The organism is Saccharothrix syringae (assembly GCF_009498035.1).
Taxonomy (GTDB): Bacteria; Actinomycetota; Actinomycetes; order Mycobacteriales; family Pseudonocardiaceae; genus Actinosynnema; species Actinosynnema syringae.
This window is the reverse complement of the sequence record NZ_CP034550.1, coordinates 3,888,841-3,905,414: the sequence shown is the minus strand read 5'-3', so window position 1 is coordinate 3,905,414 and position 16,574 is coordinate 3,888,841. Positions and strand designations below refer to the sequence as shown.

Genomic DNA, 16,574 nt, shown 5'->3' with positions numbered 1-16,574 from the left:
GGCGGGCGACTCCCGCACGCGGAGGATCAACGGCCTGCTGCGGGCGCGGTAGTCCGGCGGTTCCTACCGCGTCGGCGGCAGGGCGAACTGTCCGCGCCGGCGGGACGACCGCGGGTGGGCCGGTGGCCATGATCGGCGGTATCCGATTCGAGGAGGGGTTCCCGTGTTGCCGCTCGCCGCTGATGTCATGGCCCAGACGACCGCGTTGACCGCAGGACGTGCCTGGTCGCTGGTGGGGGTGTTGCTGGGGCTGGTCGGCGCGGTCCTCGGCGCCCGCCGCACCGGGCGGAGGGGGGCCGTCGCGGCGCTGCTGGCGGGACTGGCCGGCGCGGTCGTCGGCGGCCTGGTCGTCGCCGCGGCCGAGGGCGGGCCCGGCACGGGTTACGGGATCGTCGGCGGGTACGCGTCCCTCGTGGTGGGGGTGGTCGCCGCGGTCCTCGGCGGGGTGGCGCTGGCCCGTCCCGCCCGCGGTCGCTTGTAAGGTGCCGATCGGGTCGCCCGGGGGTGGGCGCCGGTGGGGGGATGCGGCATGAGGGTCCTGTTCGTCTCGGCGCCGCTGCTCGGGCACGTGTTCCCCCTGGTGCCACTGGCCTCGGCCCTGCGCGCCGCGGGTCACGAGGTGCTGGTCGCCACCGGCGGCGACGCCCTGGCCGTGCGCGAGGACGTCGAGGTCGCGGACGTGGCGGCGGACGTCCGGTTCGGCCGGGTCGCGGCGGCCACCGCCCTGAGGCACCCGTTGATGCTGCGCACGGAGCTGGCGGGCGAGGCGGACCTCCGCTTCGCGTCCCGGCTGTTCGCCGCGGTCAACGCCCGGATGGCCGGTCCCCTGCTCGCCGCGGCCCGGAGGTGGGCGCCGGACCTGGTGGTGCACGAGCCGTTCGCCGTGGCGGGCGCGTTCGCGGCGGCGGAGCTGTCGGTGCCCGCGGTGGTGCACGAGATGTCGCTGTTCGACGGCGCCGAACTCGCCGCGGCCACGCTCGCGCGGACGCCGTGGTCGGCGCCACCCCCGGCGGCCGTGCTCCGGATCGCCCCGCCCGGCCTCGTGGGCACCGGTGACGCGTGGCCGCTGCGGGCCGTGCCCCACAGCGGCGACGGCCCCGTGCCGGGGTGGCTGCTGGAGCGGCCGGACCGGCCGCGGGTCCTGGTCAGCCGCAGCACCGTCGGCGGTCCCGGCGGGAACCGGTTGATGAAGGCCGTGGTGGCGGTCGCCGACCGGGTCGACGCCGAGGTCGTGCTGGCCCGCCCCGGCCGCCTGGCCCGCGGGCCGCTGCCGGCCAACGTCCGCGCGGTGGACTGGGTGCCGTTCCACCGGGTGCTGCCCACGTGCTCGGCCGTGGTCCACCACGGTGGGGCGGGGACGCTGTTCGGCGCGCTGGCGGCGGGCATCCCGCAGCTGGTGGAACCCGGTGCGGGCGACCGGGCGCGGCACGCCCGGCTGGTCGCGGGACGCGGTGCCGGCCTGGCCACCGGTGACGTCACCGCCGGGGTGCTGACCAGGCTGGTGACCGACCCGGCGCTGTCGGCCGCGGCCCGCGAGCTGCGCGACGAGGTGGCGGCCATGCCCGCGCCCGCCGAACTGGTGCCGAGGCTGGCGGCCCTGGTCGGCTGACCGCGCCGGCCGAGCCGACCCGACGACCGGCAGGCGGCCGCGCCCAGCCGGTGACCGCACCCCGAAGTCCGGCCGGCGAACCGCACTCGCCGAGCCAGCACCGCGACACCCGCCCTGGATACACTCGGGAGTCGGCCACTGGCCGGTCGCACGCCCCGACGAAACCTGAATCCCGGCGGTGGCCACATGAGCGATCCGATCCCGATCGCGAGACGGTCCCTCGCGCGCGGCGCGTACCACGTCATCCGGCAGGCGCAGCAGAGCATCATCGACGCCGAGGTCCGCGCCAGCCGCCTGGCCATCCTCCGCAGCTTCCACCACCGCCTGTCCACCGACCCCGGCACGCTGACCACCGACGCCTTCCTGGCGGTCGCCGACCCCGAGGTCCTGCGCTCGGCCATCATCATCGCCGCCCGGAGCCGGGCCGACGCCTGCGACCTCCAGGTCCGCGACCCCGCGACCGGGAACCTGCTCCTGGTCGCCCACCACGGCTTCCGCCCGGACTTCCTCGACTACTTCGCCGTCGTCGACGCGAGCGTGCCCTCGGCGTGCGGCCTGGCGCTGGCCACCGGCGCCCCGGTCCTGGTCGACGACGTCGGCACCAGCCCGGTCTTCTCCCACCAGCCGACCCGCCAGGTGGTGCTCTCCGCCGGTTTCCACGCGGTGCAGTCCTACCCGCTGCTGGACGAGCACGGCGAGATCCTCGGCATGTTGTCGCTGCACTACCGCACGCCCGGATTGCGCGACGGGCACGAGGTGCTGGTCGAGGCCGTGGCGCGGACCATGGCGCGGCTCGGGCGGTGACGCGGTCCGGGCGGTGACGGGAGTCCGTCCTCTTCGGACTGTTCCGGGGTCCGGCGCGGCCGACGACCTCCTGGGCCAGCAGGAGGACGTCGGACCCGGGCGCTCGGCCGCACGGCGGGCGTCCGGGTCCGGTCGGTGTTCCCCCGACATCCGACCCGAGGTCGACGAACGTCGTGCCGATATCGCGGCACGTCGCCGAAGCGCCGGAGCAGCCGCCGCGCGTCGTGCCGGTCGACGCGCGGGAGGTCGTCGGGCCTGGTGCTCTCCGTCGACGGCGTGCCGGGCGCGGTGCGGCTCTTCCTGGTCGCGAGGAGGTGCGTTCCAGGTGCTCCGGGTGATCGCGAGCGACAGGACCGACCGGGAGATCGCCCGGCATCCCGGTATTCGCGAGCGGACCGTCCGCGCGCACGTCGGCCGGACAATCCTCAAGCCCGGTGTCGGCGCCGCGGTCGTGCGTTCACCGAGTGGGAAGCCCGCCGGAACGAGTGCCGGTGTGCCGGTTCCGGCATGGCGGAAAAAGCCGATGGCAGGGCTGCGGAACGAAATGCCGGACCAGTCGTGCGCCGGATTCGGGGAGGGAATTCGAGTGGCGCGAACGCGAGGGGTTGTCGGCAACCGCCCTGTCGTCGAGCCGGTCCCGACCGGGGGTGGGACCGCCTCGACCTCGTGCAGGCGGCCGGCGGTGGTGCGGCGAGCCCGCACCACCGCCGGCGCCCGGGTCAACGGCCCTCGACCGCCAGGCGCTCCAGCTCCGGCACGATCTCGTGCGGCGTCGGCGCCTCCTCCGCCCGGGCCCGCGCCTTCGCCGCGCACTCGCCGAACAGCGGCTCGTCCAACAACCGCGCCAACTGCCCCCGCAACGCCTCGGCGGTGACCTGCTCGTGGTCCACCACCAGCGCGGCACCCTGCTCCACCAGCATCTCCGCCAACCCTGCCTTGTCCCACAGGTTCCCCGGCACCACCAACTGCGGCACCCCGTGCGCCACCGCGTTGCCGGTCGTCCCCGCGCCACCGTGGTGGACAACCGCCGCACAAGTCGGCAGCAGCACGTCCAAGGGCACGAAGTCGAACAGCCGAACGTTCCCCGGCACCGCCGAGGCCGACTCCACCTGCCGCGCGGTCAACGTCGCGACCACCTCGACGTCCAGCTCCCCCACCGCCTCGAACAGGTCGTCGACCGAGAACCGGTCCACGCCCCAGAGGTCGCGCCGCGACATGCCGAGGGTGACGCAGACCCGGCGCCGCGCCGGCGGCTCCGCGAGCCACGACGGCACGACCGACCGCCCGTTGTAGGGCACGTGCCGCACCGGCAGGTAGTCCGCGGCCGTCGGGAACCGCGTCCACGGCGGCAGCGGGTCGATCGTGCGCCGCCCCAGGACCAGCTCCTCGTCGAAAGCGCAGCCGAACCGCTCCAGCTTGGCCGACAGCCACTCCCGCACCGGGTCGGCTCCCCCGCCCAGCCCGGTGAAGCGGGCGCGCATCCGGGCCACGTGGTCCAGGCCGAACAGCACCCGGACCTGCGCGGCCCCGCTCGCGCGGGCGGCGATCGGGCCCATGTAGGTCAGCGCGTCCCAGATCACCAGGTCCGGCCGCCAGCTCCGGGCGAACCCGACCACGTCGTCGAGCACCGCGTCGTGGGCCAGTCGTTCCAGGCCCAGGGAGCACCACGTGGTGAACACGCCCCGGACGTAGTCCTGGGTCAGCACCTCCTCCCGCGTCTCGGTGATGTCGTACCGCGAACCGAAGACGGTCTGCTCCTTCGGCCGCTGCCGGGCCTGGCGGCTCAGCTCGGCCAGGTCCAGCGCGGGACCGACCGGGACGGCGGTCAGTCCCGCTTCGACTACCGCGTCGGTGAGGTCCGGTTGGGCGGCGACCCGGACGTCATGGCCCGCCGCCCGCAGCGCCCACGCCAGCGGCACCAGGTTGTACAGGTGCGCGTTGGCCGCCAAGGTGGTGAACAGCACTCGCATCGAACTCTCCCAACCATCCCTCGACCGCAAGCGCGGTCTCGCCTGCGTGCTCCCGCACCACCGTGAAGTGGTCGCCGGGCACGTCGCGCACGTCGGGCCAGGCCGGCCGCAGCGCGGACGAGCCCTCCGGTCGCACGAAGAGCACCGGCGCGGGGATCGCCGGCGGCTCGTACCCGTCGAGCAGCCGGAGGTACTTGCCCATCGCCGACAGCCGGGTGCCGGTGAACGGGCCGAACAGGGGTTCGCGCTCCAGCAGGCCGGGCAGGAGCCGGTCGAACAGGCCGTCGACCCCGGCGGGGTGGGTGTCGAGCAGCACGACCGCGGTGGGCCGCTCCAGGACCGCCGCGGTGGCCAGGGCGAGCAGGCCGCCCCAGGAGTAGCCCACCAGCACCTGCCCGTCCCGGGCGAGGTCCGCGTACACCTCCACCAGGGCGTCCAGCGTCGCCGGCAGCGGCTCGCGCTCGGTGAAGCCCGGCACCGGGACCGCGTGCACGTCGCGCACCCCGCGCCAGTGCCGGGCCAGGCGGGCGTACTGCTGCGCACCGCCCATCACCATCGGCGACGGGAAGCACAGCAGGCCGGTGCCCGGTCCGGAGGCGAGCCGCACCGCCTCCGGTGGCCGGGGCAGCTCCGCCGCGGAGCCGAACGCGGGGCGCAGGGCACCGGCCGCCTTGAGCAGGTCCAGGCCCTCGGGCACCCGGTCGTCGGCCACGGCCCGGCGGAACAGCTCGGCCAGCGCGTCGGTCGGCGCGGTGCCGCCGAGGTCGAGTTCGTCGAGCAGGCGCCGGGCCAGGCCGGTCGGGGTGTGGTGGTCGAACACGGCGCTGGTCGGCAGGCGCAGGCCGGTGGCCGCGTTGAGGCCGTTGCGCAGCTCCATCGCGGTCAGCGAGTCGAAGCCGACCTGGACGAAGGCGCGTTCCGGTGCCACCGCCGCGGGGTCGGCGTGCCCGAGCACCGCGGCCGCGTGGCCGCGCACCAGGTCCACGAGCGCCCGCTCCCGGTCGGGGGCCGGCAGGGCGGCCAGCCGGCGGCGCAGCCCGTCCGCGTCCGTCGCCGTCGCGCGGGCCTTGCGCGGGGCGCGTGCCCGCGGCGCCAGCTTCGCCGGGACCACCAGCGGCAGGCCGGTGGTCAGGGCCGCGTCGAACAGGGCCAGGCCCTCCTCGGCGGACAGGCCGGTGAGCCCGGCGCGGGCCAGGCGCGCGGTGTCGGCGGTGGCGGTCATGCCGCTCTCGTCCGCCCACAGGCCCCAGGCCAGCGACACCGCGGGCAGGCCCTGCGCCTGCCGGTGCGCGGCGAGGGCGTCGAGGAAGGTGTTCGCCGCCGCGTAGCCGGCCTGGCCCGCGGAGCCGAGGACGCCCGCGCTGGAGGAGAACAGCACGAACGCGGCCAGGTCCAGGTGCCGGGTCAGCTCGTGCAGGTGCCGCGCCGCCTCGGCCTTCGGCCGCCACACCGCGGCCAGCCGGTCGGGGGTCAGCGACTCGACCACGCCGTCGTCGAGCACCCCGGCCGCGTGCACGACCGCGGTCAGCGGGCGGTCGGCGGGGATGCCGGCGAGCAGGCGGGCCACCTCGTCCCGGTCGCCGACGTCGCAGACGACCACCTCGGCGTCCACGTCGAGCGGCGGGTGGTCGGCCCGCCGGGTGGTCAGCAGCAGGTGCCGCACGCCGTGCGCCTCGACCAGGTGCGCGGCGAGCAGGCGGCCGAGGGTGCCGGTGCCGCCGGTGACCAGCACGGTGCCGTCGGGGTCGAGCGGTTTCGGCACGGTCAGCACGACCTTGCCCACGTGCCGGGCCCGCGCCACGAACCGGAACGCCTCCCGCGCCTGGCGGAGGTCCCACCGCGTGGTGGGCAGCCGCCGCAGGTGCCCGCCGTCGAGCAGCGCCAGCACCTCCGGCAGCACTTCCGCGATCCGCTCGGGCCCGGCCTCGTCGAGGTCGAACGGCCGGTAGGTGACGCCCGGGTGGTCGGCGGGGTCGCGGAGGTCGGTCTTGCCCATCTCCAGGAACAGGCCGCCGGGGCGCAGCAGCCGCAGCGAGGCGTCCACGAACTCGTGGGCCAGCGAGTTCAGCACCACGTCGACCCGGCCGAACTTCGCCTCGAACAGCAGGTCCCGGGAGGAGGCGATGTGCTCGTCGTCCAGCCCCAGCCCGCGCAGGGCGTCCCACTTGCCCTCGCTCGCCGTGGCGTACACCTCGGCGCCGAGCCGGCGCGCCAGCCGCACCGCGGCCATGCCCACCCCGCCGGCCGCGGCGTGCACCAGCACCGACTGCCCCGGCCGCAGGCGCGCCAGGTCGGTGAGCGCGTAGTGGGCGGTGAGGAACGCGACCGGCGTGGCGGCCGCGTCGACGTAGGTCCAGCCGGGCGGGATCGGCGCCAGCAGGCGGTGGTCGGTGACCGCCACCGGCCCGAACGCGCCGGAGAACAGGCCCGTCACGCGGTCGCCCGGCGCGAAGCGGGTCACCCCCGGGCCGACCTCGACGACCACGCCCGCGGCCTCGGCGCCGATCGGCCGGTCGCCCTCGGGCACCAGGCCCAGCGCGACCACCACGTCCCGGAAGTTCACCCCGGCCGCCCGGACCGCGACCCGCACCTGCCCCTCGGCCGGCGGCGCGTCGGGCGCCGGGCCGAACGACAGGTCGTCCAGGGAGCCGTTCCCGCTGTGCAGCCGCCAGGGGCCCGCCGGGGGCCGCGGCGCGACCAGCCGGGCCAGTCGGGGCGCCAGCAGCTCGCCGCCGCGCACCGCGAGCTGCGCCTCGCCCTGCCCGAGGGCCTCGGCGACCTCGCGCTCGGGCAGGTCCCCGTCCAGGTCCACCAGGCCGAACCGGTCCGGGTGCTCGGCCTGCGCGGACCTGACCAGCCCCCACACCGGTGCCCGGTCCAGGTCGGTCACGTCCTCGCCGGGCCGGGTCGACACCGCGCCCCTGGTGACGAGCACCAGCCGCGCGCGGGTGTCGCGGGCCAGCCAGTCCCGCACCAGGCCGAGGGCGTCCGCGGTGCCGGTGAAGTCCTCGGTGAACACCACCTCGGCCGCCGGGGCGGTGCCGGACCGCACCGGTGCCCAGTCGAGCCGGTGCAGCCAGTCCGGTCCCGCGCCCGCGACGGGCCGGAACGCCAGGGACTCCACCGACATGACCGGCGAGCCGGTGCCGTCGGCCACCTCCACCGCGAAGGCGTCGGCACCCGCCGGCACCAGCCGCACCCGCAGCACCGACGCCCCGGTCGCGTGCAGCGAGACCCCGGACCACTCGAACGGCCACGCCGGGCCGCCGCCCGCGTGCCCCAGCACGTGCAGCGCGGCGTCCAGGGCCGCCGGGTGCAGGCCGTAGCGGTCGGCGTCGCGCACCGACGCGGGCAGCCGCACCTCGGCGAACAGCTCGTCGCCGCGCCGCCAGGCCGCGGTCAGGCCCCGGAACACCGGCCCGTACGCCAGGCCGGCCCCGGCGAGCAGCTCGTAATGGCCGGCCGGGTCCAGCGCTTCCGCGCCCGCCGGCGGCCACTGCACCAGGTCGAAGGCGGGCGGCCGGCCGGGCCGCACCCGGCCGGTGGCGTGCCGCGTCCACGGGTCGTCGTCGGACCGCCTGGCGTGCACGGTCACCGGCCGCGTCCCGGACCCGTCCGGCTCGCCCACCGCGACCTGCACCCGCACCCCGTCCCGGGCGGGCAGGACCAGCGGGGCGGTCAGGGTCAGGTCGGCCACCGAACCGCAGCCCACCTGGCCGCCCACGTGCCCGACCAGCTCGACGAACCCGGTGCCGGGGAACAGGACCGCGCCGGACACCACGTGGTCGGCCAGCCACGGCTGGGTGCCCGGCGACAGCAGGCCCGTGCACACCAGGCCGGCCGACCCGGCCAGCGGCACGGCCGCGCCGAGCAGGGGGTGGTCGGCGCCGCTCAGGCCCGCCGACCGCACGTCGGCCGACCGGGTGCCGTCCGGCCAGTACCGCTCGCGCTGGAAGGCGTAGGTCGGCAGGTCGACCGACCGCGCCCCGGCCGGGAACGCCCACTCGACGTCCACGCCGTGCACGTGCGCCTCGGCCAGCGAGGTCAGGAACCGCCGCGCGTGCCCCTCGTCGCGGCGCAGCGTCCCGACCGCGACCGCGCCGAGGTCGGTGATGCCCATCGTGAGCACCGGGTGGGGGCTGGTCTCGACGAACACCCGGTGGCCCGCGTCGAGCGCGGCCCGGACGGCGCCCTCGAAGTCGACCGGCTCGCGGACGTTGCGGAACCAGTACTCCGCGCCCAGGGCCGCCGGGTCGAACGGGGTGCCGGTGACGGTGGAGTAGAACGGCACCGACCCGGGGCGCGGGGACACGTCGGCCAGCTCGGCCAGCAACCGGTCCCGGATCCGGTCGACCTGCGCCGAGTGGGAGGCGATCGTGCCCGGCACGGTCCGGGTCCGCACGCCCGCCGCCGCGCACTGCCCGGCGAACTCCGCCAACGCCTCCAGGTCGCCCGCCACGGTGGCGGACGCGGGTCCGTTCCGCCCGGCCACGGACAGCCGGCCGGCCCACCGGTCCAGCAGGGGCGCGACGCGGTCGGCCGCGAGCGCCACCGCGAGCACGGCGCCCTTGCCCGCCATGGTCTCGGCGAACAGCCTGCTGCGCGTCACCACGACCTTCGCCGCGTCGGCCAGGGACAGCGCGCCCGCGACGCAGGCGGCCGCGACCTCGCCCTGCGAGTGGCCGATGACCGCGGCCGGCCGCACGCCGTGCGCCTGCCAGAGGTGGGCCAGGGACACCATGACCGCGAACAGGGCGGGCTGCACGACGTCGACCCGGTCCAGCGGCCGCCCCTCGCGCAGCACGGCCGGCACGTCGACGTCGGAGACGGCCCGGACGGCGGCCGAGCACTCGGCCAGGCGCTCGGCGAACACCGGCGACGACGCCAGCAGCTCGGCGGCCATGCCGGGCCACTGCGACCCCTGGCCGGGGAAGACGAAGACCACGCCGGGCGAGGGCAGGGCCGTGCCGCCGACCGCGCCGAGGTGCGCCAGCAGCTCCTCCCGGGTCGTGCCGACGGCCGCGGTCCGGTGCTCCATCGCCGTGCGGCCGGTGGCCAGGCTGAACCCGATGTCGGCGGGCGCCAGGTCGGGCCGCGCCAGCACGTGCGACCGCAGCCGCTCCACCTGGGCCGCCAGCGCGGGCGCGCTGTGGGCGGAGACCACCCACGGCACGAGCGCGGGTTCCGCCGGCTCCTCGGGGACCTCCTCGGGTGCCTGTTCGAGCACCAGGTGGGCGTTGGTGCCGCTGATCCCGAACGACGACACCCCGGCCCTCCTGGGCCTGCCGTCGGTCCGCCACCGCTCGGCCCGGTCGAGCAGCCGCAGGTCCCCCGCCTCCGGCAGCGGCGTGCCGACGTGCAGGGTCCTGGGCAGCACGCCGTGGCGCAGCGCCTGGACGACCTTGAGCACCCCGGCCACGCCCGCGGCCGCCTGGGCGTGGCCGATGTTGGACTTGACCGTGCCGACGCGGACCGGTCCGTAGACCGCCGCCAGGGCCTGCGCCTCGATCTGGTCGCCGAGCCTGGTGCCCGTGCCGTGCGCCTCGACGACGTCCACTTCGGACGGTCGCAGGCCCGCGTTCGCCAGTGCCCGCCGGATGACCCGCTGCTGCGCCGGGCCGCTGGGCGCGGTCAGCCCGTTGGACGCCCCGTCCTGGTTGACCGCCGAGCCGCGCACCACCGCCAGCACGGGGTGGCCGTTGCGCCGGGCGTCGGAGAGGCGTTCGAGCAGCACCAGGCCGAGCCCGTCGGCCACGCCGAAGCCGTCCGCGTCGGCCGAGAACGCCTTGCAGCGGCCGTCCGCCGACAGCGCGCCCTGCCTGCCGAACTCGGTGAAGATGTCGGGCGTGGCCGAGACGGTGACGCCGCCGGCCACGGCCAGCGAGCACTCGCCCTGGCGCAGCGCCTGACTGGCCAGGTGGATGGCCACCAGCGACGACGAGCACGCGGTGTCCACGGTGATGGCCGGGCCCTCCAGCCCGAAGGTGTAGGCCAGCCGGCCCGAGGCGACGCTGTTCATGGTGCCGGTGACCAGGTGGCCCTCGACCTCCTCGCGGGCGTCGCCCAGGGTCTCGGCGTAGCCGTTGTGGATGGCGCCGACGTAGACCCCGACGGGCTCGCCGCGCAGCGACGCGGGCACGATCCCGGCCCGCTCGAAGACCTCCCACGCGCCCTCCAGCAGCATCCGCTGCTGCGGGTCCATCGCCAGCGCCTCCCGGGGCGAGATGCCGAAGAAGCCGGCGTCGAACTCGGCCGCGTCGTAGCGGAACCCGCCGCCGCGCGGACCGAGGTCCCCGGTGGCCCAGCCGCGGTCGGCCGGGAAGTCCGCGATGGCGTCCCCGCCCGCCGCGACCAGGTCCCACAGGTCCTCGGGCGAGTCGACCCCGCCGGGCAGCCGGCAGCTCATGGCCACGACGGCGATCGGCTCGTCGGTGCGCGCCGGCTGGGCCTCGGGCTCCGGCTCGGCGGTCGCGCCGCGCAGCTCCCGGTGCAGCAGGGCGGCCAGCGCGGTGGGGGTCGGGTGGTCGAACACCAGGGTGGGCGGCAGCCGCAGGCCGGTGGCGGCGTCGAGCCGGTTGCGCAGCTCGACCGAGGTGAGCGAGTCGAACCCCAGGTCCCGGAACGCCCGCCCGGGTTCGACCTCGGCGGCCGAGCCGAAGCCGAGCACGGTCGCCGCGTGCTCGCGCACCAGGTCCAGCAGCGCGTCCTCGGACAGCTCCACCCCGGTGACGGCCTCGGCCGCGCGCCGCCGGGTCCGGCCACCGGTCAGGCGCCGCAGCAGCGGCGAGCCCGAGCGCAGCGCGGCCGGGTCGAACCGGACCGGCGCGAGCACCGCCTCGTCCGCGCCGAGCGCGGCGTCGAACAGGGCCAGCCCCTCCCGCTCGGACAGGGCCGCGATGCCCGAGCCGACGACCCGGGCGCGGTCGCGCTCGTCGAGCCGGCCCGCCATGCCTGCGGACTCGCCCCAGTAGCCCCACGCCAGCGAGACGGCGGGCAGGCCGCGGGCCCGGCGGTGCTGGGCCAGGGCGTCGAGGAACGCGTTGCCCGCCGCGTAGTTGGCCTGGCCCGGTCCGCCCAGCACCCCGGCCGCCGAGGAGAACAGCACGAACGCCGCGAGGTCGCCGGTCAGCTCGTGCAGGTGCCAGGCGCCGTCCAGCTTGGGCCGCAGCACCTCGTCGAGCCGGTCGGGGGTCAGCGCGGCCACGGTGGCGTCGGCGAGCACCCCGGCCGCGTGCACCACCGCGGTCAGCGGGCGCGGGATGGCGGCCAGCATTCTCTCGACGGCCGCGCGGTCGGCGAGGTCGCAGGCCACCGCGGTGACCTCCGCGCCGAGGTCGGCCAGCTCCGCGCACAGCCCGGGCGCCTCACCCCGCCGGCCGACCAGGACGAGGTGCCGCACGCCGTGCGCGACCACCAGGTGCCGGGCGAGCAGGCCGCCCAGCGCCCCGGTGCCGCCGGTGACCAGCACCGCGCCGTCGGGGTCGAGCGGTCGCGGCGGGACCAGCACGACCTTGCCGACGTGCCTGGCCTGCGCGAGGAACCGGAACGCCTCCCGCGCCCGGCCGATCGGCCACGCGGTCACCGGCAGCGGCTTGAGCACGCCCCGTTCGAACAGCCCGGCCAGCTCGGTCAGCATCTCGCCCAGCCGGTCGGTGCCCGCCTCGAACAGGTCGAACGCGCGGTAGGTCAGGCCGGGGTGGTCGGCGGGGTCCCGGACGTCGGTCTTGCCCATCTCCAGGAACCGGCCACCGGGCCGCAGCAGCCCCAGCGACGCGTCCACGAACTCGCGGGCCAGCGAGTTCAGCACCACGTCGACCCGGGGGAACTTCGCGGCGAAGCCCAGGTCCCGCGAAGACGCGAAGTGGTCGTCGGCCAAACCGGACGCCTCCTGCTTGCCCTCGCCGGCCGTGCCGAACACCTCGCCGCCGAGGTGCCGGACCAGTTGCACCGCCGCCATGCCGACACCGCCGGCCGCCGCGTGCACCAGGACCCGCTCCCCCGGCCGCACGCCGGCCAGGTCGCGCAGCCCGTAGTAGGCGGTCAGGAACACGATCGGCACCGCGGCGGCCTGCTCCGCGCCCCACCCGGCCGGGATCGGCGCCAGCAGCCGGTGGTCGGTCACGGCCAGCGGCCCGAACGCGCCCCCGAACAGCCCGAACACCCGGTCGCCCGGCCGCAGGCGGGTCACGCCCGGACCGACCTCGCGCACCACGCCGGCGCCCTCGCAGCCCAGCGCGACCTCGCCCGGGTACATGCCCAGCGCCATCAGCACGTCGCGGAAGTTCACGCCCGCCGCGAGCACCCGGACCCGCACCTCGCCGGGGCCGAGCGGCCGTTCGGCCTCCGGCGCCGGGACCCGGGCCAGCCCCTCCACGGTGCCCTTCGCGGCCACGTCGAGCCGCCACGCGCCGGCCGCGAACCGGGTGAGCCTGGGCGCGTGCCCGACCCCCGCGCGCACGGCCAGCTGCGGTTCGCCGGAGCCGAGCAGTTCCGGCAGGACCCGCGTCGACTCCGGGTCGTCGTCCACGTCCACCAGCAGGAACCGGTCCGGGTGCTCGTTCTGCGCGGACCGCAGCAGGCCCCACACCGGCGCGTTGGCCAGGTCGGGCACGTCCTCGTCACCGATCGCCAGCGCGCCCCTGGTGACCAGCGCCAGCCGCTCCGGCCGCTCCTCCGCCAGCCACCGCCGCACGTGCTCCAGCGCCCGGTGGGCCGCCCGCCGACCGTCCCCGGGCAGCTCCCGGCCGGTGTCGCAGGGGACCACGACGACGTCCGCGGCGGGCGGCCCCGGCGTCACGGGCACCCACTCGACCCGGAACACGCTGTCGTGGCGGGGGTCCACGGCGGCGGGCCGCAGCGCCAGCGACCCGATCGTGGCGACCGGCATCCCGGTGGCGTCGGCGACGTCGATCGCGACGGCGCCGGGTCCCGCGGGCGCGATCCGGACCCGGATCGCGGTGGCGCCGGTGGCGTGCAGGGTCACGTCGCCCCAGGCGAACGGGAGCTGCGCCAGGCCCGCCTCGCCCCACGGGCCGAGCCCGATGGCGTGCAGCGCGGCGTCGAGCAGCGCCGGCAGGGGTGCGTCGGGCAGCGCGACCTCGGCGAACACCTCGTCGTCGCGCCGCCAGGCCGCGCGCAGGCCGCGGAACGCGGGCCCGTAGCGGAGGCCGGCGCCCGCCAGCCGCTCGTAGTGGCCGGCCACGTCCAGGGCGACCGCGCCGGTCGGCGGCCAGTCGACGAGCCGGGCGGGTGCCGCCGCGCCGTCGGAGAGCGACCCGCCGGCGTGGTGCACCCACTCGCCGCCGGCGCGGGAGTGGACGGTCAGCGCGCCCCGCCCGTCCAGCCGCACCTGCACCTCCACCGCGCCGGTGGCGGGCACGACCACCGGCGCGTGCAGGGTCAGCTCGGCCACCCGGTCGCGGCCGGCGCGGTCGCAGGCCAGGACCGCCAGCTCCAGCAGTGCCGTGCCGGGCACGAGCACCGACCCGAGCACGACGTGGTCGGCCAGCCACGGGTGGGACGACAGCGACAGCTCCCTGGTCAGCAGCAGGCCGTCCCCGGCGACCTCGACCGCGGTGACGTCGTCGGCGTCGCGCGGCGCGTCGAGCCAGTACCGCTTGCGCTGGAACGCGTAGGTGGGCAGCTCCACCGGGCGGGCGCCGGTGCCCGCGAAGTACCGCGGCCAGTCGACCGGGACGCCCCGGACGTGCAGCCGGGCCAGCGCGGTGACCAGCGAGCGCGGTTCGGGGCGGTCCCGGCGCAGGGCGGGCTCGAACGCGGCGTCGCCGGCCCACTCCCGGCCCAGGGCCGAGAGCACCCCGTCGGGGCCGATCTCCAGGAACGACCGGGCGCCGAGGTCGAGCAGGGCCCGCACGCCGTCGGCGAACCGCACCGGTTCGCGGACCTGCCGCACCCAGAACCCCGGGTCGGTGAAGTCCCCGGACACCACCCGGACCTCGGGCGCCCGGAAGGTCAGGCGTTCGACGACGCGGCGGAACGCGTCGAGCATCGGCTCCATCCGGGCCGAGTGGAACGCGTGGCCCACCCGCAGCCGCTTGGCGCCCTCGAAGCGGGCGGCCAGCGCCAGCACCGCGTCCTCGTCACCGGACAGCACCACCGAGTCCGGCCCGTTGACGGCCGCGAGGTCGACGCCCGGTCCCAGCAGCGGCCGGACCTCGTCCTCGCCGGCCCGGACCGCCACCATCGCACCGCCCGCCGGCAGCTCCTGCATCAGGCGGCCCCGCGCGGACACCAGGGCGCAGGCGTCGGCCAGCGACAGCACGCCCGCGACGTGGGCCGCCGCGACCTCGCCGACGGAGTGCCCCAGCACCGCGTCCGGGCGCAGCCCCCAGGACCCGACCAGCCGGCACAGGGCGACCTGGAGCGCGAACAGGGCGGGCTGGGCGAACTCCGTGCGCGCCAGCGCCCCGGCGTCGGTCCTGACCTTGAGGTGCGCGTCGACCTCGTCCCAGGCGCGGGCGAACGCCGGGTAGGTGGCGTGCAGCTCCCGCCCCATCCCCACCCGCTGGGAACCCTGGCCGGAGAACAGGAACGCGACCGGTCCGGGCTCGGCCGCGGTGCCGCGCTCGACCCGGCCCAGGGCCTCGACCAGCCCGTCCCGGTCGTCGGCGACCACGAACGCCCGCTCGCCCAACGCGGCCCGGCCGGCCAGCGTGCGGCCCACGTCCAGCAGGTCCGCGTCGGTGTCGGCCAGGTGGGTGGCGAGCCGGTCGACCTGGGCGCGCAACGCCTCGGCGGTGTGCGCGGACAGCAGGCAGGGCACCGGCCCGGTGGGCGTGCGGTCCGGGACCTCCTCGGGCGGGGCCTGTTCCAGCACCACGTGCGCGTTGGTGCCGGAGGCGCCGAAGGACGACACGCCCGCCCGCCGCACCGGGCCGGGCCACGGGCGCTGCTCGGTCAGCAGCTCGACCGCGCCCCGCGACCAGTCGATCCGGGGCGAGGGGCGGTCCACGTGCAGGCTGCGGGGCAGCACGCCGTGGCGCAGGGCCAGCACCATCTTGACCACCCCGGCGACGCCGGCGGCCGCCTGGGTGTGCCCGATGTTGGACTTGACCGTGCCCAGCCACAGCGGTTCGGCGCGGTCCTGGCCGTAGGTGGCCAGCAGCGCGTGCGCCTCCACCGGGTCGCCCAGGGTGGTGCCGGTGCCGTGCGCCTCGACGACGTCCACGTCGGCGGGCGCGAGCCGCGCGTCGGCCAGGGCCTGCCGGATCACGCGCTGCTGGGCGGGCCCGCTCGGCGCGGTCAGCCTGCTGCTCGCGCCGTCCTGGTTGACCGCGGTGCCGCGGACCAGGGCGAGCACCGGGTGGCCGTGGCGCCGGGCGTCCGAGAGCCGTTCGAGCACCAGCACGCCGACGCCCTCGGAGAACCCGGTGCCGTCGGCGGCCGCGGCGAACGCCTTGCACCGGCCGTCCGGGGCCAGTCCGCCCTGCCGGCTGAAGTCGAGGTAGGTCACCGGCGTGGACATCACGGTCACGCCGCCGGCCAGGGCCAGCGAGCACTCGCCGCGCCGCAGCGCCTGGACCGCCAGGTGCAGCGCCACCAGCGACGACGAGCACGCGGTGTCCACGGTGACCGCCGGGCCCTCCAGGCCGAAGGTGTAGGACACCCGGCCGGACACCACGCTGGGCGCGCTGCCCAGGCTCAGCTGCCCCTCGAACCCGGCCGGCGCGCGGTGCAGCCGGCCGGCGTAGTCGGCGTACATCACCCCGGTGAACACGCCGGTCCGGCTGCCGCGCAGGGACAGCGGGTCGATCGCGGCGTGCTCCAGGGCCTCCCAGGTGGTCTCCAGCACCAGCCGCTGCTGCGGGTCCATCGCCAGCGCCTCGCGCGGCGACACGCCGAACAGGCCGGGGTCGAACTCCGCGGCGTCGTGCAGGAACCCGCCGTGGCGGGTGTGGCTGGTGCCGGGGCGGTCGGAACCCGGCGCGTACAGGGCGTCCACGTCCCACCCGCGGTCGGTGGGGAACAGCGAGACCGCGTCCACCCCCTCGGACACCAGCCGCCACAGGTCGGCCGGGCCGGTCACCCCGCCGGGCAGCCGGCAGCCGGTGCCCACGATGGCGATCGGCTCGCCCGCCGCCTCCTGGACCTCGCGCAGCCGGTGGCGCGTCTGCCGGAGGTCGACGACGACGCGTTTGAGGTAGTCGCGCAGCTTCTGCTCGTTGTCCATG

The 16,574-nt window shown here is 77.1% G+C and carries 4 protein-coding genes and 1 pseudogene; 3 read left to right on the top strand and 2 right to left on the bottom strand.

The window, feature by feature from the left end; translation table 11 throughout:
- The first annotated feature begins 163 nt into the window (after positions 1–163).
- The 3 genes from EKG83_RS17190 to EKG83_RS17180 all read left to right on the top strand — a co-directional run bounded on the left by EKG83_RS17190 (position 164) and on the right by EKG83_RS17180 (position 2,413).
- Positions 164–481 (top strand): DUF6223 family protein, encoded by a 318-nt coding sequence (locus tag EKG83_RS17190; RefSeq protein ID WP_033434003.1) that lies wholly within the window; start codon positions 164–166, stop codon positions 479–481.
- Positions 482–529: 48 nt separating this feature from the next.
- Positions 530–1,609 (top strand): nucleotide disphospho-sugar-binding domain-containing protein, encoded by a 1,080-nt coding sequence (locus tag EKG83_RS17185; RefSeq protein ID WP_033434004.1) that lies wholly within the window; start codon positions 530–532, stop codon positions 1,607–1,609.
- A 186-nt stretch (positions 1,610–1,795) separates the two neighbouring features.
- A complete protein-coding gene (locus EKG83_RS17180) occupies positions 1,796–2,413 on the top strand; it encodes a GAF domain-containing protein (protein ID WP_033434005.1) in 618 nt (205 codons plus the stop codon).
- A gap of 719 nt (positions 2,414–3,132) precedes the next feature.
- Here EKG83_RS17180 and EKG83_RS17175 read toward each other — a convergent pair.
- Positions 3,133–4,383, bottom strand: a complete 1,251-nt coding sequence (locus tag EKG83_RS17175) for an activator-dependent family glycosyltransferase (RefSeq protein WP_033434006.1) — start codon at positions 4,381–4,383, stop codon at positions 3,133–3,135.
- Positions 4,384–4,699: 316 nt separating this feature from the next.
- Positions 4,700–16,555: pseudogene (locus EKG83_RS47860) on the bottom strand (SDR family NAD(P)-dependent oxidoreductase); the annotation flags it as partial.
- Positions 16,556–16,574: the final 19 nt, after the last annotated feature.